Origin of the sequence: Achromobacter xylosoxidans (assembly GCF_002192695.1) — a bacterium.
Lineage (GTDB): Bacteria > Pseudomonadota > Gammaproteobacteria > Burkholderiales > Burkholderiaceae_B > Achromobacter > Achromobacter xylosoxidans_C.
In genome coordinates, this window is the sequence record NZ_MTLG01000110.1 from 319466 (window position 1) to 338844 (window position 19379).

General features: G+C 67.3%; 14 protein-coding genes. 2 read left to right on the top strand and 12 right to left on the bottom strand.

What is annotated here, in order from left to right:
- Positions 1-12: 12 nt before the first annotated feature.
- Together BRO63_RS27255 and BRO63_RS27260 are read right to left on the bottom strand one after the other, a co-directional pair.
- Positions 13-894, bottom strand: a complete 882-nt coding sequence (locus BRO63_RS27255; protein ID WP_088142765.1) for a ribose-phosphate pyrophosphokinase — start codon at positions 892-894, stop codon at positions 13-15.
- A 144-nt stretch (positions 895-1038) separates the two neighbouring features.
- Positions 1039-1659, bottom strand: a complete 621-nt coding sequence (locus tag BRO63_RS27260) for a class I SAM-dependent DNA methyltransferase (RefSeq protein ID WP_088142766.1) — start codon at positions 1657-1659, stop codon at positions 1039-1041.
- 68 nt (positions 1660-1727) lie between these two features.
- Here BRO63_RS27260 and BRO63_RS27265 point away from each other — a divergent pair, with 68 nt between their 5' ends.
- Complete coding sequence (locus BRO63_RS27265) at positions 1728-2147, top strand: RidA family protein (RefSeq protein ID WP_088142767.1); 420 nt, start codon at positions 1728-1730, stop codon at positions 2145-2147.
- Between the two features lie 111 nt (positions 2148-2258).
- Positions 2259-8432 (top strand): autotransporter outer membrane beta-barrel domain-containing protein, encoded by a 6174-nt coding sequence (locus BRO63_RS27270; RefSeq protein WP_088142810.1) that lies wholly within the window; start codon positions 2259-2261, stop codon positions 8430-8432.
- 21 nt (positions 8433-8453) lie between these two features.
- Here BRO63_RS27270 and BRO63_RS27275 read toward each other — a convergent pair whose 3' ends face one another.
- From BRO63_RS27275 to BRO63_RS27320, 10 genes are all read right to left on the bottom strand, one after another.
- Positions 8454-10031, bottom strand: a complete 1578-nt coding sequence (locus BRO63_RS27275; RefSeq protein ID WP_088142768.1) for a serine hydrolase — start codon at positions 10029-10031, stop codon at positions 8454-8456.
- 7 nt (positions 10032-10038) lie between these two features.
- The gene (locus BRO63_RS27280) at positions 10039-11211 is read right to left on the bottom strand and encodes a hypothetical protein (RefSeq protein WP_256943417.1); all 1173 of its coding nucleotides are present in this window, start codon (positions 11209-11211) and stop codon (positions 10039-10041) included.
- Positions 11208-12353 (bottom strand): D-alanyl-D-alanine-carboxypeptidase/endopeptidase AmpH, encoded by a 1146-nt coding sequence (ampH, locus tag BRO63_RS27285; RefSeq protein WP_088142769.1) that lies wholly within the window; start codon positions 12351-12353, stop codon positions 11208-11210. The genes BRO63_RS27280 and ampH overlap by 4 nt, the downstream gene beginning before the upstream one ends.
- Positions 12354-12493: 140 nt before the next feature.
- On the bottom strand, positions 12494-13411 hold the full coding sequence (locus BRO63_RS27290; protein WP_256943027.1) for a GAF domain-containing DNA-binding protein: 918 nt from the start codon (positions 13409-13411) through the stop codon (positions 12494-12496).
- Positions 13412-13646: 235 nt separating this feature from the next.
- A complete protein-coding gene (locus BRO63_RS27295) occupies positions 13647-14453 on the bottom strand; it encodes a substrate-binding domain-containing protein (protein ID WP_179215229.1) in 807 nt (268 codons plus the stop codon).
- Positions 14454-14484: 31 nt separating this feature from the next.
- The gene (locus BRO63_RS27300) at positions 14485-15459 is read right to left on the bottom strand and encodes a Bug family tripartite tricarboxylate transporter substrate binding protein (protein ID WP_179215230.1); all 975 of its coding nucleotides are present in this window, start codon (positions 15457-15459) and stop codon (positions 14485-14487) included.
- A 29-nt stretch (positions 15460-15488) separates the two neighbouring features.
- Entirely contained in the window at positions 15489-16451 is a 963-nt protein-coding gene (locus tag BRO63_RS27305) for a Bug family tripartite tricarboxylate transporter substrate binding protein (protein ID WP_088142772.1), read from the bottom strand.
- 69 nt (positions 16452-16520) lie between these two features.
- Positions 16521-17492, bottom strand: coding sequence for a hypothetical protein (locus BRO63_RS27310; RefSeq protein ID WP_088142773.1), 972 nt, complete (start codon positions 17490-17492; stop codon positions 16521-16523).
- Between the two features lie 43 nt (positions 17493-17535).
- A complete protein-coding gene (locus tag BRO63_RS27315) occupies positions 17536-18519 on the bottom strand; it encodes a fumarylacetoacetate hydrolase family protein (RefSeq protein ID WP_088142774.1) in 984 nt (327 codons plus the stop codon).
- 101 nt (positions 18520-18620) lie between these two features.
- On the bottom strand, positions 18621-19364 hold the full coding sequence (locus tag BRO63_RS27320) for a helix-turn-helix domain-containing protein (protein ID WP_088142775.1): 744 nt from the start codon (positions 19362-19364) through the stop codon (positions 18621-18623).
- Positions 19365-19379: the final 15 nt, after the last annotated feature.

Below are 19379 nucleotides of genomic sequence, written 5' to 3' on the forward strand. Positions count from 1 at the left end.
CAAATCGGGTGATCAATCGCGCAGATCGCGCAGAAGTGCGTTGGCCAGCAAGGGCGCGAGTTCGATGCGGTTGCTGGGATGGGGCACCGCGTCGGTGGAAACGACGCGTTCGAAACAGGCGGATACCTGCGCCCAGGCGTCCTCGGCGAAGAGCGCATGCACCACCACGCATTGCGGCGGCCGCATGCCGGCGAGCTTGCCGGCAGCCACCACCAGCGTGCGGCCGGACGAGGCGATGTCGTCCACCAGCACCGGCGTGCACTCGCGCCAGGCAGAGAGGTCGGGCGCCTCGATGTCGACCTGGCGGTCGCCGTGGCGGGTCTTGCGCAGCACCACGTGCGGCGCGCCGATGCGCGCGGCGATGGAGCCGGCCCATTGCTCGCTTTCCTCGTCCGGGCCGACGATCAGCGGCGACTGCACGTTGCCGGCGATCCAGCTGGCCAGACGCGGCGCCGCGTGCAGCGTGGTGGTCGGGATGGTGTACAGCGCCGACAGCGACGGATGCCGGTGCAGATGGGGATCGACCGTCAGCAGGCGGTCGAAGGTCGAGGACACCAGGCGCGCGAACGACAGGGAACTCACGCTTTCGCCGTCCTGGAAACGCTTGTCCTGGCGCATATAGGCCAGATAGGGCGCAATCAGGTTGACCTCGGCCGCGCCCAGGTCGCGCGCGGTGTCGGCCGCGAAGATCAGGCCGAGGAAGCAGGGGTCGGGCCGGGCCAGCGTGCAGACGATGTCGACCGCGCGTCCTTGCGGGTCGCCATGCAGCCGCACATAGCTTTCGCCGTCAGGAAAGCGGCGGGTTTCGACGGCGCCGAGTTCGCCTTGGCACAGGGCGGCAAGACGCTTGGCGAATCCTTCGTTGCCGGGTAGCGGGAGGATAAGTCTTTGCATGAATGCCGGGTCCGCCTGATCGAGGTAAGGGAAACCGAAGAGGCCGGGTGGGCCTCGCGCGGCCCAGATGGGACCGCGGCATTTTGATTATGGCGCAGGGGCGGCGCCTTACGGCGCCATTCACCGGTCAAACCTTGATGTAACTCAAAGGTTTTGTGCGTGGCGCCGCGTCAGCCAGATGTTCGCGCCGCCGCAGGTCCTGTCGGCTTGCACGTGGCGTACCACTTCGAAGCCGGACTGGCGCAACAGCTCGCGGTACTCCGCGCTGTCCAGGCTGCCGTGATAGAGCGGCTGGCCCTCGAACTGGCCTATGGCTTCGCCCAGATGGGTGCCGCTGGTGAACATCAGCGCCGCGCCCGGCGCGGCAAGGCGTTCGAAGGTCTGGAACATGGGCCGCTGGTCTTCAGGCCGCAGGTGAAAAAAGCTGTGCCAGGCGATCAGCCCCTGGAACGGGCGCAAGGGCGGCATGCTGCGCATGTCCGCTTCAATCCAGCGGTGTCCAGGAAACGAGGCCCTTGCCCGCGCCAGCATCGCGTCCGAGGTATCCACGCCGGTCAGCCTGCAGCCGCGTTCGATCAGATGGCGGGCGATGGGGCTGCCGGTGCCGCAGCCCAGGTCCAGCACCTCGGGAGCGGAGCCGGGCAGCAGCTCCAGGAATGCTTCCAGCCAATCGCGTTCGACCAGCTGTGTGCCGCGCAGCTTCTCGAAGGCGTCGGCATGCTCGCGATACAGCGCAATTACGTTGTCGGCGGGGGAGGTGGACATCGTGGCGTTCCCTAGTAGAGTTGCAAATCCCGAGACACGAGCAACGCCCGCGTTGCAGAAGGACTTCCATGAGCAAGATCGAGCGTTTGCGCCTTCCCGATGATGATCCCGTCTTTGGCGGCAACCGCATCTTCGACCTGTTCCAGTACTCGCCCGCGGTCACGGCCAACGGGCTGGCGTTCATCGCCGGGCAGATCGGATTGCGCGCTGACGGTTCCCTGCCCGAATCGGCCGCGGAGCAGGCGGACCTGGCGTTCCAGCGCATTGCCGCGGTGCTCGGCCATCTGGGCCTGGATTTTACCGACGTGGTCGAACTGGTTTCGTATCACGTGGACGTCGGCGCCGACCTTGCCGGGTTCCGCGCGGTGAAGGAAAGGTACATGCGTTCCGACTTTCCGGCGTGGACCATACTGGGCGTCGCGGCGCTGGCGCGGCCTGGGCTGGCGGTGGAGGTCAAGGTGATCGCGGCGGTGCGGGATTCGAAATAGGGCGGGCGGGGAGCGGCGACTCGTCAGCCGGGATGGTTGATTCGTCATCTTGGACTTGTACGGCGGGTGGCGAACGGCGAATTTCTCAATTTGCCCATTTCCGCCGCTGCCATGACTCCCCTGCAAGATTTTTCCAAGCCTGGCCGCCATGGCTTGCGGCTCACCTGGTTGGCGCTGCTGCTGCAGGCGGGGATTTCCACCCTCTATGTATTCGGACGCCCCGCATCGGCGCAAACGGCGCCGCTGTCCTATCAGCTGCGCGGCGCCGACGGCACCTGCTGTTCCAGCGGCAGCAACCCCGACAACGGCCATGACGGCCAGTGGGGGCAGCGCGACTTCGTGCAGACGGACAGCAATCAACGCATCAGCGCCAATGCGCCGGGCCAGACCGGCATCCTGATCGACGTCAGCGGCGGCAAGGGCGGCAACGGCAGGGACGCGGACCCCAACCATTGGGGCGGCAATGGCGGCGGCGGGCGGATCATTGACTACACCTTGTCGGCCAGCACGGTCAATGCCGCGGGCCGCGGGATCGACCTGTACTCCGCGGGAGGCAACGGCGGCCTGTGGGGCAATGCCGACGGGGCCAATGGCGGCTACGGGATAGGCGGCGACGGACACCAGGCGCGAGCCACGCTGAACAACGCCAACGTGGTCGGCACCGGTTTCGGCGTTGCCGCCCAATCCTGGGGCGGATCGGGGACTGACAGCGCCATCGCCAAGGGCTTCAGCAGCGCGTACACGTCCGGCCACGGCGGCAATGGCGGCGTCGCGTCCGTGATCCTGCAAGGCGCCACATCGGTGACCGCGCGCGGGCCGGGGCCGGACAACGTCAGCGCGGCGGTGGGCTTGATCTCGTCGGGCGGCAACGGCGGCGCCGCCGAACATACGGGCGACTTTGGCGGGCATAGCGATTCAGGCTGGGGCGGGGATGCTTCCGCCATTGTCTTTGCAGCGTCGGCAGGGTCTTCCGTCACCGGGCTGGGCGATGGCGTGTATGGCGTGATCGCCCGCTCCATCGGCGGGAATGCGTCGACCGCCAACGGCACCGACACCAAAGCCGCCGCGGGAGGCAACTCGGGCTCGGTCACTATCGCCAATGGCGGGACCCTCGAAACCAACGGCAATCGCGGAATCGGCGTCTACGTCCTGACCCAGGGCGGCAACGGCGGCAATGGCGGCCACGGCTCATGGGTCGAGGGACACAATGGCGGCGCGGGCGGATCGCCTGGCGCGGTCACGATCACCAATACCGGCACGATCGCGACCGGAACCAACAGCACCGTCGGCGCGAAGGGTATCGTGGCCAGCGTGTTGGGCGGGGAAGGCGGTCCCGCCGGCGCCAGCGGCGCGTTCGGGCAAGGCGGCAACGGTGGCGCGGGCGCGCTTGCGGGCCAGGCGATCACCATCACGAACGCAGGCGTCATCAGTACCTTCGGCAACGACGCGGCCGCCGTCATTGCCAACAGCGCGGGCGGGGGCGGCGGGCTGGCTTCGTCCAGCAACGGGATCATCGCCGTGGGGGGCGGACACGGTGGCAGCGGCGGCTCGGGCGGCGGCATCGCCATGGCCAACAGCGGCGGCATCGACACCTCGGGCGACAACAGCGCGGCGGTGCTGCTGCAGAGCATCGGCGGCGGCGGCGGGGTGGGCGGCGACGCCAACAGCACCGGCGTGATCGCGTCGGTCGCCATCGGCGGCACGGGCGGCGCGGCGGGCAACGGCGGCCTGATCCAGTTTTCCTCGCAAGGCAAGGTCCAGACCCGGGACGGCAATGCATCGGGCGTGATTCTTCAGAGCATAGGCGGCGGAGGCGGCAGCGGCGGGTCGGCGAACGCGGTCGGTGTGGGCGTGGGGCTCAACGTGACGGTAGCGACCGGCGGCAAGGGCGGTAGCGGGGGCTCGGGCAGCACGGTGTCGTTCACGCAGGCCAGCCAGGGCACGATCACGACGCTGGGCGCGCACAGCAATGGCGTGCTGGCGCAAAGCATAGGCGGTGGCGGCGGCAGCGGCGGGCTCGCAAACTCGCGCGCCATCACGATCGCGCCGCAACTGGGCGACAACCCGAGCGGCACGGTCACGCTGACGGTGTCCAACGGCGGCGCGGGACAAGGAGCCGGCGACGGCGGGACGGCCATGTTCACGAATGCCGGAGGCATCCATACTGCCGCCGCGCAAAGCAATGGGGCGGTGGTCCAGAGCATAGGGGGAGGGGGCGGCAACGGCGGTGGAGTGCTGGCGCCGGTCAAGATCCCGACCATAGGCAGCTCGCTGGTCGATCTGCAACTGAGCGTGCGACATGGCGGGCAGGGCGGCCAGGGCGGCAGCGGCGGCCGGGTGCAGGCGGACAATGCCGCCACCGGCATCGTCGCCACCCAGGGCACCGGGTCGGCCGGCATCGTGGCGCAAAGCATAGGCGGCGGCGGAGGCAATGGCGGCATCGTCCAGGCGCACGACGCCAAGTCGTTCAACGATATCCTGGGTTCGCCCGCCGATCTGTCCGGCTTGCTGGACAAGGCGGCCAATTGGCTGGAGCAGGCGCCGCAGCTGAAGTTCAGCAAGGCCGTCAACCTGTCTGTCGGCGTCACGACCGGCGGCAACGGCGGCGCCGGAAACGGCGCCAGTACCTTCGATGTGCGCAATGACGGCGCCATTTCAACGGCGGGCGATCACGCGCCCGGCATTCTGGCGCAGAGCATCGGCGGTGGCGGCGGCAACGCCGGGACCATAGATTCGGCCGGGGCGTCGACCTTGCTGTCCAGCATCGACGCGCTGATCAAGGCTGCCGAGTCCGGCGCGCAGAACCTTTTCACCGTCGCGCTGCCGCAGACCAGCATTACCCACCAGACGGGAGGCAACGGCGGCGCGGCGGGCGCGGGCGGCGGCTCCGCTTCCGACCCTGCGATCGTCACGAACACGGGCACGATCGCGACGCAAGGCAGCGGTTCGGCGGGCATCGTCGCCCAGAGCATCGGCGGCGGTGGCGGCCGTAGCGCGGCCAGCGGCCAGGACCTGCAGGCGGTGGTCTCGGCTGGCGCCGGCGGCCAGGCGCCCGAGATCATCGACAAGATCACCCGCATCATCGGCATCCTGGGAACCAAGGGCGGATCGCTGCTGGGATCCCTCATCAATGTGCGCAATGGCGGCGTGGGCGGGGCCAGCGGCGCGGGCGGCGCGGTCACGGTGGACGCCAGCGCCGCGACCAGCCGGATCGCCACGCAGGGCTATCAGGCGCCCGGCATTCTTGCCCAGAGCGTGGGTGGAGGCGGCGGCATGTCGATGGTCGACCAGCCGCTGTTCCTGTGGAGCCAGACCGCCGCGACCGTCGCGTTGGGCGCCACGGGCGAATCGTGGCAGAGCATGACGACGAGTACGGGCGGCGCGGTCAACGTCATCCATGGCGGGACGCTTGCGACGGGCGCGGGCGGCTCCGCCGGGATCATGGCGCAGAGCGTGGGGGGCGGGGGCGGCATCAGCACGCTCGCCTTGCGCAATGCCAGCCTTGCCGCCATCCAGCAGAACGCGTCCCTGTCGATCACCTTGGGCGGCGACTATCCGTCGAACAACAGCAGCGGATTCGGCCTGGCGCAAGTTGCCAGCGGCGCGGTCAACGTCGCCAACAAGGTCGGCCGCATCGATACGCAGGGGTGGTTTGCGCCGGGGATCCTGGCGCAAAGCGTGGGGGGCGGGGGCGGCATGGCGGCAGTGTCGTCCAGCGCGGCGCTCGGCGGCATCGATATTCGGCTGGGAAGCGCGGCGACCGATGCGGGCGGCCCCTTTTTGAGCAGCGTGAACGGCGCGGGCGGGACGGTTGCCGTGTCGAACCTGGGCGGCAGCATCACGACCCGCGGCGCGCTTTCCTTCGGCGTGCTGGCGCAGAGCGTGGGCGGCGGCGGCGGCCTGGTGACGATGGACAACGGCTCGGGACCCGCCTCGAACGCGGCGAACATCAGTTTCGGTTCCAGCGCGCCGATGGCCGGGCCTGGAGGGACCGTCGCCGTGACGCAGGACGTGGGCGGCCGCATAGTCACGGCCGGCGCCAATTCGCATGGCATCGTCGCGCAGAGCATAGGCGGCGGAGGCGGCATCGCCGGCTTGGCGATCCAGCCCGGCCTGGTGACCCTGAAGCCGGTCGCGTCGCCCGCGCAAGGCGGCGACGGCAATGCCGTCGACCTGTCCATTTCGGGCCTGGTGGCCACCTCGGGCAATGGCGCGGCCGGCATACTCGCCCAGAGCGTGGGCGGCGGTGGAGGGCTGGCGGGCGATCAATCCTCCGCGCGCTACACGACCGGCCTCATACAGAACGCCGGGCTCACCGGCGGCCAGGGCAATGGCGGCGCCGTCAATGTGGCTATCGGCACGGGCGGCACGGTCCAGACCTCGGGCGCGAACGCGCCTGCGATCCTGGCGATGAGCGTGGGCGGGGGCGGCGTGTTCAAGGACGGCAGCCTCTACCAGTACAGCACTCCCGGCAATGATCCGGCCTATGGCGGAACGGTCAGCGTGGACATCGGCCAGGCGGCACAAGTGGTCGCCACGGGGCCCAACTCGCCGGCCGTGGTCGCCATCAGCAATGGCGCCTATGGCGGCGGCCGCGCCATCTCGGTCAACCTGGGGCAGAACGCCCTGGTCAGCGCAAACAGCGTGTCCGGCACCGGCATCCTGGCTGTCACGCCACTTGCCGGCACCACCATCACCAACGCCGGCGTCATCCAGGCGAAGACGGCGATCGACGTGGCCGGCCAGACGGTTGTCAACAACAATGGAACCGTGGCGGGCGAGGTGCTGATGGGCGGCGGCAGCGTTTTCCACAACAACGCCGGCGGCTCGCTGTACAGCGGCGCCCGCTTCCTGGGCGATCTGGACAGCGCCGGCATCCTGAACCCGGGCGGGCCGGGCGTGTACGCGTCCACGCGCATCACGGGCGGGCTGAACCATACGGGAACCTACCGGCCGGACCTGGATTTCGGCGGCGACAACAGCGACTTCATTTCGGTGTCGGGCGCGTCGACCTTCGCGGGCACCGTCAAACCGGTGCTGCGCAATCCGGTGAAGAATGTATGGCTGGGGATAGGCCATTTCGCTGCCGCGCAGAACAACGTGCCCGCGACCGCAAGCGACAGCCCGCTGTTCCGCTACACGCTGAAGAACAATGGCACAGGCGGCCTGCGCGATCCGCTGATTGCCGTCGATGCGGACTTCACGCCGCCGGCGTTCCCGCTCAGCGCGGATCGCGCGAGGGTCGCGGCTTCCCTGCAGACGCTATGGGACCAGGGCAAAACGAGCGATGCCGCCACCTTCGACAAGTTCACCGGCGTGCAGACCGCCGGGCAGTACCGCGACGCCTTGAACCGCATCGCCCACGACGGCCAATTCGCCCGCGCCGCCAACCAGATGCATGCCTCCTACGCGGCGATGAACCGGATGATGAGCTGCCCCGCATTCGTGGGTGAAAGCACGATCCTGCGCGAAGGCGATTGCGTCTGGTCGCGCCTGGACACGAACTGGACCCAGCGCAAGGCCACGTCCGACGACGAAGGCTACCGCGTGCGCCAGAGCACGCTCACGCTGGGCGCGCAACGAGAAATCGCCGCCAACTGGTTCCTGGGCGGCTCGCTCAGCTATGCCTACGGCAAGACCACGTCGGCCGCCGACCTTTCGGGCAATAGCGATACCTACGCAGGCGGCCTGGCGCTGAAGTACAACAACGCGCCGTGGCAGGTTGCGCTGGCCGTGCATGGCGGCGTGGAGAAGAGCAGGATGTCGCGCGGCACGCTGGACGGCACGGCCAAGAGCAAGCCCGAGTCTTCCTTTCTTGGGGCCAGGCTGCGCACCGCCTACGAGTTCAGCCAGCCGTCCTGGTACCTGCGGCCCTACGTGGATCTGGACGTGAACTACATCCGGCAGGACGGCTACGGCGAACAGGGGGCGGGGGCTCTCAACCTGAAAGTGCGCGGCAACCACACGACCTCGTTCATGGCTTCGCCCATGGTGGAACTGGGCGGGCGCAAGGACCTGGCCAACGGCGCGATCTTGCGTTCATACGTGGCGGGCGGGATGAGCTTTCTGAGCGGCGGCGACGTGGTCACCACCATGCAGCTCAATGGACCGGGCGCGACGCCGTTCACGCTGCGGTCCGGCATGCCCAGGACCTACGGCAACCTGTCGGCCGGCCTGGAATACGTCACGCCCAAGGGCGTGGAGCTGAAGACGGAGTACGCCTTGCGCGGCAACGGCGAATACCGCGACCAGTCCCTGACCCTGCGCGCCGCCTACCGCTTCTGAGGCGGCGGCGCGGCAGGGCGATTACTTGCGGACCCAGCGGCCCAGGCCGTTGTCGTCGTAGAACTTGATGTCGAAACCCTGGGCCCGCCCCTGGTCCATCTTGAAGACGATGGACGCCAGCGAGGCGACCAGTTCGGCTTCGCCGGCGGGTGAAAAAGCGTAGGTGTCGCCGTCCCAGTGCCGCAAGGGGAAGCGCATGCCCTTGGGCCCCAGCACCAGCGTCAGGGCGCCGTCGGTCTGCTGGATTTCGGCGGGACCATAGTAGGGATTGTCGAAGGTGCCGGTGTATTGCGACAGTGCTTTAGGCGCCGCGGGCTTGGCGGGATCGGCCTGCCCGGACAGATCGGCCTGGGGTTCGAAGAACGCCTTCATGGCGCCGTTGTAGGCCGCGAACCAGTCGCGCGTGGGCTTGCCGTACAGCGCCGTGTCCATGAACGATGCCGCGACGGATTCGGCCGCGCCTACCGGCGCGCCGTTGGTCAGCACCACGATGCCGATGCCGGCGGAAGGCACGATGCGAAAGGTCGTTCCCGTGCCCATCAGGAAGGCGCCGGAATGTCCCATCGAGGGGCGTCCGCCCAATTCCGTGTTGACGTTGAAGCCATAGCCGTAGAAGCCGGAGCGCGAGTCCAGGTCATGCGCGCGGGCGCTGAATGCCTGGGGCGACAGCGCGGGCAGCAAGGCGTTTGGGGCGATCAGGGCCTTGCCCTGGTACTGCCCGTCGGCGAGCAGCAGCTTCAGCCATTCCGCCAGGTCGACGACGGTGGAGGACACGCCGCCCGCGGGCGCCTGCTGGTCCGCATCGCGCTGTCCCGAGGGCACGAACCGGCCCTTCTGGTAAGCGTGCAGCACGGCGCGATTGCCGCGCGCCTCGAAGTCGCCGTAGCGGTAGCTGGTCGATGCCATGCCCAGCGGCTTGAACAGCTGTTCGTCGGCCAACTGCTCCCAGGGGCGTCCGGCGGCCCGGGCCACCGCTTGCGCGCCTATGGTGGTGCTGAAGTTGGCGTAGTGGTAGGACGTGCGGAACGCGTCCAGCGGCAGCAGGCGCAGGCGGGCGATCACGTCGGCGCGGCTGAATCCCAGGTCTTCGAGATCGTCGCCCGCCGTGCCCGGCAAGCCGGAGCGGTGCGCGAAGAAATCGCCGATCGTGGCGCGTTCGGACACGTAGGCGTTGCCCAGTTTGAAGTCCGGCAGATAGCGCGAAACCGGATCGTCCCAGGCAACCTTGCCCTTGGCAATTTCGATGGCCGCCACCGTCGCCGACAACGACTTGGAGATCGATGCGATCTGGAACACGGTCTGCGCATCCACCGGCGCCTGCTTGCCCGCCTCGCGCGTGCCGTAGCCCTGTGCCAGCACGGTCTTGCCGTCGATGACCACGGCCACGGCCATGCCCGGCACCTGGCTGCGCCGCATGATGTCCGCCACGACTTGCGGCAGTTCCTGTACGGCGCGTTCCTTGCTGCCGGCGGGAATGGCCACCGCGTCGGCGGGCGGATTCGGCGCGCTGGCGATGGGCACGGGTTGCGGCCAGACTGCCGTGGCGCAGCCCAGCGTAAGAACGGTTGCCGCGGTGATGAGCGTGTGTTTGCGGTTCATGATGACCTCAGAATCCTGCTTGGTAAGCGATGCGGAAAACGCCCTGGTTGATGCGCAGGGCCTGGTCGCGCTGATGCGTGAGCCCGGCCTGCACGATGAAGCCGATGGGCGTGACGTAGGTGACCGCGCCTGAAATGCCCCAATCCGTGTCGTCTTGCAGACCGTGCTGCGCCAGCTTCTGGCCGCTGCCGGACAGCTTGCGCACCGCCGCCGTCGCGGTCAGCTGCCAGCGGTCGCGGGACAAGGACACCGAGGTCACGCCGTTGCCATTGGACACGGGAGCGCCGCGAAAGGCGCTGGAATACGTGGCTTCGTTGAACCAGCTCAGGTTCCATGAATTGGCTAGCGGCGCGTCGTAGCGCAAGCGGGCCGACACCGTGTTGGCGCTTTTCCCTTGCCCCGGATCCAGATGCAGCCGGCCCGCGTCCAGCCCGCCCGACAGTCCTTCCAGCCCGGGCAGGTCGCGGAAATCGTAGGAGAGGATGAAGGACTTCAGCTGATCGCTGAACATCGGCGGCTGGTCGGGCCCGATGAGGCCGCCGTCCAGGCTGAAGCGGCGGTTCATCGCGGTGTTGTCGCGCTTGAACAGGATGGCGGCCACGGAGTGCGTTCCCCGGCCCGCGGTATCGAGCGTGTAGCGTCCGCCCAGTCCGATCGAGCCGCGGAACTCCGAGTTCTCGTTGAACCCTGTGTACAAGCCATCGACCACGTGCCAGGCGTCGCCGAAGCCCAGGTCCATCTTGCCGCCGTACAGGGCGTAGTTGTCCGCGGTATAGGCGGCGAACAGGTTGTCCAGGTCCACGCCCAGATCGGAGAACGCGTTGTCCTTGGTGTCGTTGGTGGACGAGTTGAACGTTGCCTTGGTGCGGATCGAAAACTCGCGCGTCAGCTGCAACACCAGGGCGGCTTCCGCGGTGGGCTGCATGCTGCTCCAGTGCGAGCGAGGAAGCTGGCCGTTGTCGTCCTGCACGCCGAAGAAGCCGGTGTAGCCTGTCATCAGCAGGAACCGGCCGTTCAGCCGCGGATAGGACTCGCCGCCATCGCCCAGTTCGCTGTAGGGCGTGAGGAAAATCTCCGTCTTGAAGATATCCCTGGCTTCCTGCGCGCATGCGCCTTGCGCGGCCACGGCCAGCAGCGCGGCCGCCGCGGCCTGGCGCAGCGCAGGGCCGGCACCGTTCACCGCGCCAACTCGGCCGCCAGTTCACGCACCTGGGAATGGATGTTGTTGAACATGGCGAAGTTCACGCGGCTGGCGACGACGAATACGCCCAGTCCCCGGTTGGGCGACAGCACGGCATACGACATGAAACCGCCCAGGCCGCCGCTCTTGCCCAGCAGCAAGGGCGCGCCGTTGCGCGGCAGGGTCACCACCCAGCCCAGGCCCATGCCGTCGGCGTCTGTGACCTCCGTGCCCACCACGGACTTCAAGCCGTCGTAGGGCAGCCACATGGTGTGCGCCAACAGGGACGCCTGTTTCGATTGCCTGGCGCCGTCCAGGTGCCAGCGCATCCAGCGCGCCATGTCGTCGGCGGTGGAGTAGATCCCGGCGCTGGCGTACATCACGTCGGGCACCGGGGCATTCGGGTCGGGTTTGTCGAAGGGATCCAGGCCCGTCATCAGGCGCTTTTTCTGGGCGTCGGTCAGCGCATTGGTGGTGTCGGTCATGCCGGCGGGCTTCAGGACCTCGTCGGCCAGCACGGTGGAATAGTCCGCGCCGCCGGCCTTGGCCAGCGCATCGCCCAGCAGGCCGAAGCCCAGGTTGGAGTACAGCGTGGTGGTGCCGGGCAGATAGGCCGGCTTGTGGCTGCCGATCCACTTCCAGTAGTAGGCGCGGTCGAACGCGGCGAACGGATTGTCGGAAGGCTTGGCGTCGGGGTCGGGCAGTTCACGCGGCAGTCCGGCCGAGTGCGTGGCCAGGTCCAGCAGCGTCAGCGGGCGGCCGTTGGCTTCGACCTTGGCGTTTTGCGGCGCGTACTTCGCCAGGGGATCGGTCAGCTGGAGCTTGTTCTTGGCCGCCAGCGCCGCCAGCACGTCGCCCGCGAACACCTTGGATACTGAAGCGATCCTGAAAATGGAGCGGCCGTCCGGCTCCACGCCGCTGCCGGGCGCGGTTTCGCCATAGCCCTGGATCACGACCTCATCGCCGCGCACCGCCGCGATGATCAGTCCGGGCGCGCCCGAATTCAGGTACAGCTGCATGCCGGCCATGGAGACGGCATCCTGCAGCGCCAGGTCGGCCGCGCGGACCTGGCTTGCGCCCAGTGCGCAGGCGGCGCTCAAGGCTAGGGTAGTGATGCGCGGCAGGAGGCGGGACGTCAGCATGCGGTTCTCTCTGGGTGGCTCGAGGAACGGGTGTTCCTCCGCATGCGCGATGATCCCAAAAACTCGATGCGCGGCCACTTCCGCCAGGACGAAACAACATGCCGGCGTGACGAACTGCATATTGCGGGGCGCGGCCGGCTTCAGATTCCCATGCGTTCGCGCAGCGGCTTGCGGTAGGAGCGGGACACCGGCCAGGTCTCGTCCACGGCCCGCATCCTGATCAGCCACTTGTCCACGCTTCTGCGGTCCACGTCCATGACATGCAACGCGTTCGCAATGGCGGTGCGGTGCACCCGGAAGAAGGTCTGTTCCGGCAACAGGGTCGACCAGATGCCGAGCGCCCGCGAGTCCAGCACCATCGACCCGTCCTCCAGCCAGATTTCGCTGTAGTTGCCCGCTGAGCGCACGCCCACGATGGCCTCGGGCTGCACGCCGCGGACCACGCCGCGCATGCTGAGATAGATCACCGACGTGACGCCCTCGTAGCGCGCCGCGCGGCCTCGGTCGCGGCTGTTGCCGTACTTGGCCTGACCGATGAGATTGGCGCATTGGTACAGGGCGCCGACCTCGGCGGCGGACCAGCTGCGGTGCCGCACGGTAGTATCGAAGCCGATGATGCCGTAGAGCTTCTTGTCGTGGAAAACCGGCACGCTCAGCACGCTCTTGTTGCCCTGGCGCTGGAATTCGACCTGGATGGCGCGAGCGGTGCGGGGCAGGTCGTTGACGTCGTGGATGGCGACCGCCTGGCCTTTGACCATGAACTTGTGCAGCCAGGCGATCAGCGTGGTCGGCACGTCCTGGAGTTCCGCCACGAAGGGCTCGGTCTTCCCGCGGCACCATTCATGGGTATTGCGCAGGCGCAGCATGTCCGGGCGGTACTCGATCATCCATGACCGGTCCACGTCGGAGGTCTCGCCCATGTAGGCCAGCTGTTCGGAGATCGCGTCGTCGGCCGGGAGCTTGAGCAGGCTCATCGCGCAGTGGTAGAGCCAGTCCGATGAGGGATCGGGTTCAAGCAGGGTGGCGGTGTGCGTCTGGTACTGGCCTGCATCCTTCACTTGCGGTTCCCCCGGCGGCTTCATTGTGCTTCAGGCGCGCGCTGGCTGGACCGCGCGGCTTGGCGGCATTTTCTCTCTGGTAACGAGGGATGACAAGAACTGGAAGGGGAATGCGAGCGTGCTTCGTGCTTGCGATAGCGGGCAATGGCCTAAAGAACCAAGGGTTTTTACTGATCATGATCAGCGGGTTCGGAGGGGGCGCGGCCCCGGCACGGATGCCGGGGGCAAGCGCCCTTCACCGGGCCGGTTCCAAACCGTTCCTGGACAGCACCTGATGCACCTCGGGCGAGCGGGCAAGAAACCATATCAAGGCACGCGCGCCTTCTGGATTCTTTGCGGACGTGGCGACCCCGGCCGAGAACACGGTGTACTGCTGCAGCGATTCAGGCAGCTTGCCGACAAAGACGATGCCCGGCACCGCCATCAGTTCGCTGACCTGCTGCATCCCTATCTCGGCCTCTCCGCGTGCCACGACGGCTCCCACTTTTTCCCCGGAGATCTTGCGGCTCTTGGGCAGCACCTGATCCTCGATCCGCATTTTCTTGAGCATCTCCGTTTCGTAGTAGGTGCCGCTCAGGCTGGACGAATAGGCGATGGAACCGGCTTGCAGCAGCGCCGCAGCCGTTTGGGCTTCCGTGCCGATTTCCGGTACCGGACTGCCGCTGCGCACGGCCAGGCCCAGGGCGGATTTCATGAGATCGACCTGGCTGCCAGGGACGACCAGCCCCTTGGCGGCGAGCTGTGCCAGCGTGTCCTTGGACGTCAGCACCACATCCGCGGCGTCTCCGCGTTCCAGGCGCCGCGGCACGGAGGTGGGCACCGAATACAAGGCGGAGCCGAAGCTGGCGTTGATCTCCAGTCCCAACTCCTGCCGGTAGATCGGTTCAAGTTGGCTGTTGACCGCGGAAAAGGCGCCCGACGCCAGCATGTCGATGGAGCCGTTGCGCGTCCGTGTTGCCGGTTCCGGCGCCTGGGCGGCTGCGGCGGACAAGGCCAGGGGGCAGAAAATTGCCAGCCAGCATGCAAGTGCTTTTTTGCTCATGTCGTTTCCTCTTGCTGTGCCGCTGTCTTGCCTACTGCAGGCTGATGTTTGTTTTGCTGATGAGCTCTTCATAGCCGCGCCGTTCTGTCTCCACCAACTTGGCGAGATCTTCCGGCGTGCCGGGAGCAGGGCGGTTGCCGGAGGCCTGCAGCTGCTGGCGCACGGCCTCGTCCTCCAGCGTGGCCGTGAACGCCGCGTTCAACTTGCGCACCACGGGATCGGGTGTATTCGGCGGAGCGAAGATGCCGAACCAGTTGTTTGCGGAAAACGCCGGCCAGCCGCTATCCGCGACCGTGGGAACCTCGGGAAACGAGGCTTCCCGGCTAGAGCCGGTGACGGCCAGTATCCTGATCTTCCCGCTTTGGATCTGGGGCAGCACCACGGGCACTGAATCGAACAGCACATCGATGTTGCCGGCGATCAGGTCGGTCATCGCGGGCGCCGTTCCCTTGTAGGGAATGTGCCGCAATTGCGCGCCGGTGCCGACAACGAAGGACATGGCCACCAGATGCGTATTGGAGCCTATGCCGGCGGACCCGACCGTCAGGCCGTGGGGCGTGGATTTCGAAAGCTCGACCAGGCGGGAGACCGAATCCGCACCCAGGTTCTGGCGCACCATCAGCGCATAGCTGATGCGCGCCAGCGGGCTGATGGGGGTGAACTGGCGGGGGTCATAGGCCAGGTTGGGCTGCAGCAGAGGATTGATGATCATGCTGCCGGGGCTGCCCAGCATGATGGTGTAGCCGTCGGCATCGGCCCGCGCCAGGGTCCGGGCCGCCAGGCTTCCTCCCGCGCCCGCCTGATTCTCGACGATGATCTGTTGCCCGAGCTTGCCCGAAACCTGCTGCGCGACCGTCCGCGCCAGCGTGTCGCTCGCGCCTCCGGGCGCGAAGCCCACTATCAGTTTGATCGGCTTGTCCGGATAGCCGGCCGCCCGCGCCGTTCCAGCGGCCGCCAAAACCCCGAGTACCAGCGAGGCCGCAATCCTTATCCCTGTCTTCCTCATGATCCTGTTTCCTGTCGCGTTTCGGTGGCTCATTGCATGCGGATGCCGGCGGCGTCGATGACTTGAGTCCAGAGGCGGCGCTGATCCGCGGCATGGCGCCTGAACTCGTCTCCCTTCATCGGTGTGGGAATCGCGCCCATGGCAAGGAGCTTGTCGCGCACCGCGGGAACCGCCAGTGCGCGCTCCAGCGCTTGTTCCAGGCGCCGCGCGGATTCGTCGGGCATGCCGGCCGGGGCCACCAGGCCTTGCCAGGAATCCGCCACGAAACCCGCCGCGCCGGCTTCCTGCAAGGTCGGAAGCTCGGGCAACTCCGGCAGGCGTTGAACGGTGGCAGCGCCCAGAGGTTTGACATTGCCGGCGCGTATCTGGGCCAGTCCTCCGGGGAGTCCGATCATCAGCAGGTCCACCTGGTTGCCGATGACATCCTGCATGGCGGGCGCGACCCCCCGGTACGGCACGTGCGTCAGGCGTGCGCCGGTTTTCTGTTGCAGCATTTCCATGGCGAGATGCTGGGGCGAGCCGGTGCCCGCGGAGGCATAGGTGTACTTGCCCGGATGTTTGATGGCGTCTTGTAGCAGCGCCTGGAAGGAATCGACGGGCAGTTTCGACCTGGCAACCAGGATCATCGGCATGCTGACCATGCCGCCCAGGTAGGTGAAGCTGCGCTCGGGATCGTAGGGCAGCTTGGGATAGAGGCTGCTGTTGTATGCCAGCGTTCCGCCGTCCGCCGACATTACCGCCTGGCCATCGGGCGGCAGGGAGAGCAGCGCCTGCGTGCCGATGATGGTGCCCGCGCCGGCCTTGTTCTCCACGATGATGTTCTGTCCAAGCTGCTTGCGCATTTCGTCCGCGACGGTACGCGCGATGGTGTCGGTGCCGCCTGCGGCGGGGTAGGGCACGATCCAGCGGATCGGCGCCTGTTGGGCGCCGGCGGTCGCGGCGGCGGCGGCCAACGCAGCACTACCGAGCAGCCGGTATAGGGTTTGCGGCATGGTTGTCTCCCTTCTCGTTATTGTGGGTCTCGCGCGGCGCAACCGGCAGGCGCAGTCCGCGCGCAGGCTTCATGGGCCGGCACCACCCGCGCAGAGCATGCCGTAGCCGATGCCGTATTCCAGTGTCGGCGCGTAGAGGCCTGCGTGGGGCATGCGCCCATCGGCGGCCTTGTAGGCTTCTCCGGCCGCGACCCAGGCCAGTAATTCCATGGCGCCTATGCCGGCGGTTTCGATCACGTTCCCAGCCTCCCAGGACCGGGTTCGTTCAAAGTCCAGATTCATCGCCATGTCCAGGAACGCGGCGTCGAATTCCGGATTCAGCTTGATGTCCGCGCGCGTGCGCCGGCCGTCCACCAGCATGGCGGCGCCTTCTTCGTGCATATCGCGCAGGCGGGAGAACCACTCTTCCCTGCTCATGCTGCCGCCGAGTTCCGCATGCATCTGCCACGCCCGCACTTCGGGGGTGGCGGTGCCGCTCAAGGGGTAGTAGCGGGTCGGGTGGTGCGAAAGGCCGCCCGAACCCAGATAGAGCGTCTTGAGGCCGCGCTGCGCCATGGCCAGGCCGATGGCCGTGCCCAGTTCGCGGATCCTGGCGAAGGTGGGCAGGGGCGGCGCGATGGCGTTCAGGAAAACCGGGATGACCGGACGCGCGTCCAGGCCGCCGAGCAGACGGTGGATGGGCTGCGAGAACGCGTGGTCCACCGTCATGCCGTGCGAGGCAGCCGGGTCGAAGCCGGCCCGCTGCAGCGATTCGATCAGCCGCAGCGCTTCCTGGACGGGTACGTCCAGCTTGCCGCCGAAGCCGCCCACGTCATGCTCGGCGCGGGCCTGCAGCCCGATGCAATAGGACGGCATCATGTCCAGGTGGAAGCCCGAGTAATGGTCCGAGCCGAAAACCACCACCACGTCGGGATCGTAGCGCTCGATCTCGGCCACGCACTGCTGGTAGAGCCGGGATATCTCGGGCTCTTCCCGTGGCGCCTTCGCGCGGATCATGATGATGGGCGAGTGCGATACGCATACAAGCATGCTTTGTGTCATGGAGGGCTGCTCCTGGAAGGCTGGGCGGAGATGGAAGGCATGGCTACGGCATCCTTGCCACGTGATTGCTCAGCGTGCCCAGCCCGGATATGGCCACCGACACGACGCCGCCCAGTTCCGCCAGGTTGACGTTCTGCACCGCCATGCCACCGCCGGAGCGGCGCAGCGCCGTGCCCAGCGAGATGATGTCGCCGGGCATGAGCGTCATGTACGAGGACAGGAATTCGATGACCTCGGGCAGCTTGAAGAAAAGATTGGCGGTGTTGTCCTGGGTGATCAGCCGGCCGTCGTGGCTGCAGGATACGTCCAGCGCATGAGGGTCCTCGATGTCGTCGGCGGTGACCAGCCAGGGGCCGACCGCCGAGAACGTGTCGCTGCATTTGTAGCGGCCGGGATAGCTGACGTGCGTGTCGACGTATTCGATCTGCTCGGGATCTCCGGCGCTCGGATGGATGGCGCGGTAGTGGAACGAGTCCTCGGCGCGCATGGTCGGCGAGGTGAAGTCGTTATGTATCGTGTAGCCGAAGACATGGTTCATGGCCTCGGCGGCGGAGACATCCTTGGCGCGGACGCCGATCACAACGGCCAGTTCCGGTTCCGGGTGCACGCGTCCGTAGACAGGGCGGATCTGCAGCGCCGTGTGGTTGCCGGTCATTGCGGTCCAGGGCTTCACGAACACCGCCGGATGCTTGGGGCCGGACAGGATGCGTTCGCTGTTGGCGCTGTTGTTCAGGGCCAGGCAGCAGAGCTTGGACGGCCGGCGCACGGGCGGGTGCCAGGTGATATCGCCGGGCGAGAACTTGAGGGTGGCGCGCTGTCCAGACCCGTAGAGCCGGTGCAGGTCGCGCAAGGCGGGCCACCAGGACCCGTGTTCGGTTTCGAGCAGCGCCAGCAGATCGGCCCGGATATCGGCCAGTTGCGGCATGCCGTGGCTGGTCGCCGCCGCGGCGATGTCGACTACGTTGCCGTCCGCGTCCTCGAATCCGATCCTGTCGCGCCCTGCTGCCCAAAAGCTGGCGAGCTTCATCCTGTTGCTCCTGGAAATGATGAAGCCTCAAGATAAACAAGCCGCACCGCCATGCGTAGCGCGGCGCAGGCGCTTTCCGCCTGGCGGAAAGCGCCGGGGCCTCAACCCAGCTGGATGGCCTCCGCCAGGTCATTGCAGACTTCCCGCAGCGGCAGCAACTGGCTCTGGATGAAGGCCGACGTCATGATGGAGCCGAAGGAGGTCAGCGAAATGCAGGCCGCGAGCTCATCGGCGAGCATCAGCGGCACGGCCAACGTGGCGGTTTCGCGCGGCCCCGCCGCAAGCCTCAGTCCGTATCCCTGGCGTCGAGTCCGGTCGAGCGCGTCAGCCAGGAGCAGTCCGGATTCGTTGCTGCCCCCATCCTTGAGCAGCACTTGCAAGGCGGCTGAGCGCTCGGCTTCGGAGCAGAAGGACAGGTAGGCCAGGCCAGCCGCGGTCCTGTCCAGGGGCAGCCGATGGCCATAGGTGCTGGGCTGGGACGCCAGCGGGCTGTAGGGCATGGTGCTGAAGCGCACGACCATGGCATCCACGTCCAGCGTCGAAATCGCCAGCGGCCATTTCAAGACCTTGGTGGCCCGGATCAGCATGGGCATGGCCATGTCGACCACGCGCTGCCGGTCGCCGCAGCCAGCGCTCAACTCCATGACCTTGGCCGTCAGACAATAGATGCCGGCAACGCCTGTTCCGCGCACGTAGCCTTCCTGGCGCAGCGTCTCCAGCATCCGATGCAAGGTTGCCTTGGGCTGGCCGGTGGCCGCGTGTAGGTCCTGCAACGAGGCTTCCGGCTTTTGGTTCAGGGTCCGAAGCAACTGCAGTACCCGGGATACGCTGCGTATGTTCTCCATGTGTCCGGCCTGATT

Bases quoted from the DNA above. Each gene is read 5' to 3' on its own strand.
- BRO63_RS27255 (WP_088142765.1), bottom strand. From the start codon at position 894: ATGCAAAGACTTATCCTCCCGCTACCCGGCAACGAAGGATTCGCCAAG.
- BRO63_RS27260 (WP_088142766.1), bottom strand. From the start codon at position 1,659: ATGTCCACCTCCCCCGCCGACAACGTAATTGCGCTGTATCGCGAGCAT.
- BRO63_RS27265 (WP_088142767.1), top strand. From the start codon at position 1,728: ATGAGCAAGATCGAGCGTTTGCGCCTTCCCGATGATGATCCCGTCTTT.
- BRO63_RS27270 (WP_088142810.1), top strand. From the start codon at position 2,259: ATGACTCCCCTGCAAGATTTTTCCAAGCCTGGCCGCCATGGCTTGCGG.
- BRO63_RS27275 (WP_088142768.1), bottom strand. From the start codon at position 10,031: ATGAACCGCAAACACACGCTCATCACCGCGGCAACCGTTCTTACGCTG.
- ampH (WP_088142769.1), bottom strand. From the start codon at position 12,353: ATGCTGACGTCCCGCCTCCTGCCGCGCATCACTACCCTAGCCTTGAGC.
- BRO63_RS27295 (WP_179215229.1), bottom strand. From the start codon at position 14,453: ATGAGCAAAAAAGCACTTGCATGCTGGCTGGCAATTTTCTGCCCCCTG.
- BRO63_RS27300 (WP_179215230.1), bottom strand. From the start codon at position 15,459: ATGAGGAAGACAGGGATAAGGATTGCGGCCTCGCTGGTACTCGGGGTT.
- BRO63_RS27305 (WP_088142772.1), bottom strand. From the start codon at position 16,451: ATGCCGCAAACCCTATACCGGCTGCTCGGTAGTGCTGCGTTGGCCGCC.
- BRO63_RS27310 (WP_088142773.1), bottom strand. From the start codon at position 17,492: ATGACACAAAGCATGCTTGTATGCGTATCGCACTCGCCCATCATCATG.
- BRO63_RS27315 (WP_088142774.1), bottom strand. From the start codon at position 18,519: ATGAAGCTCGCCAGCTTTTGGGCAGCAGGGCGCGACAGGATCGGATTC.
- BRO63_RS27320 (WP_088142775.1), bottom strand. From the start codon at position 19,364: ATGGAGAACATACGCAGCGTATCCCGGGTACTGCAGTTGCTTCGGACC.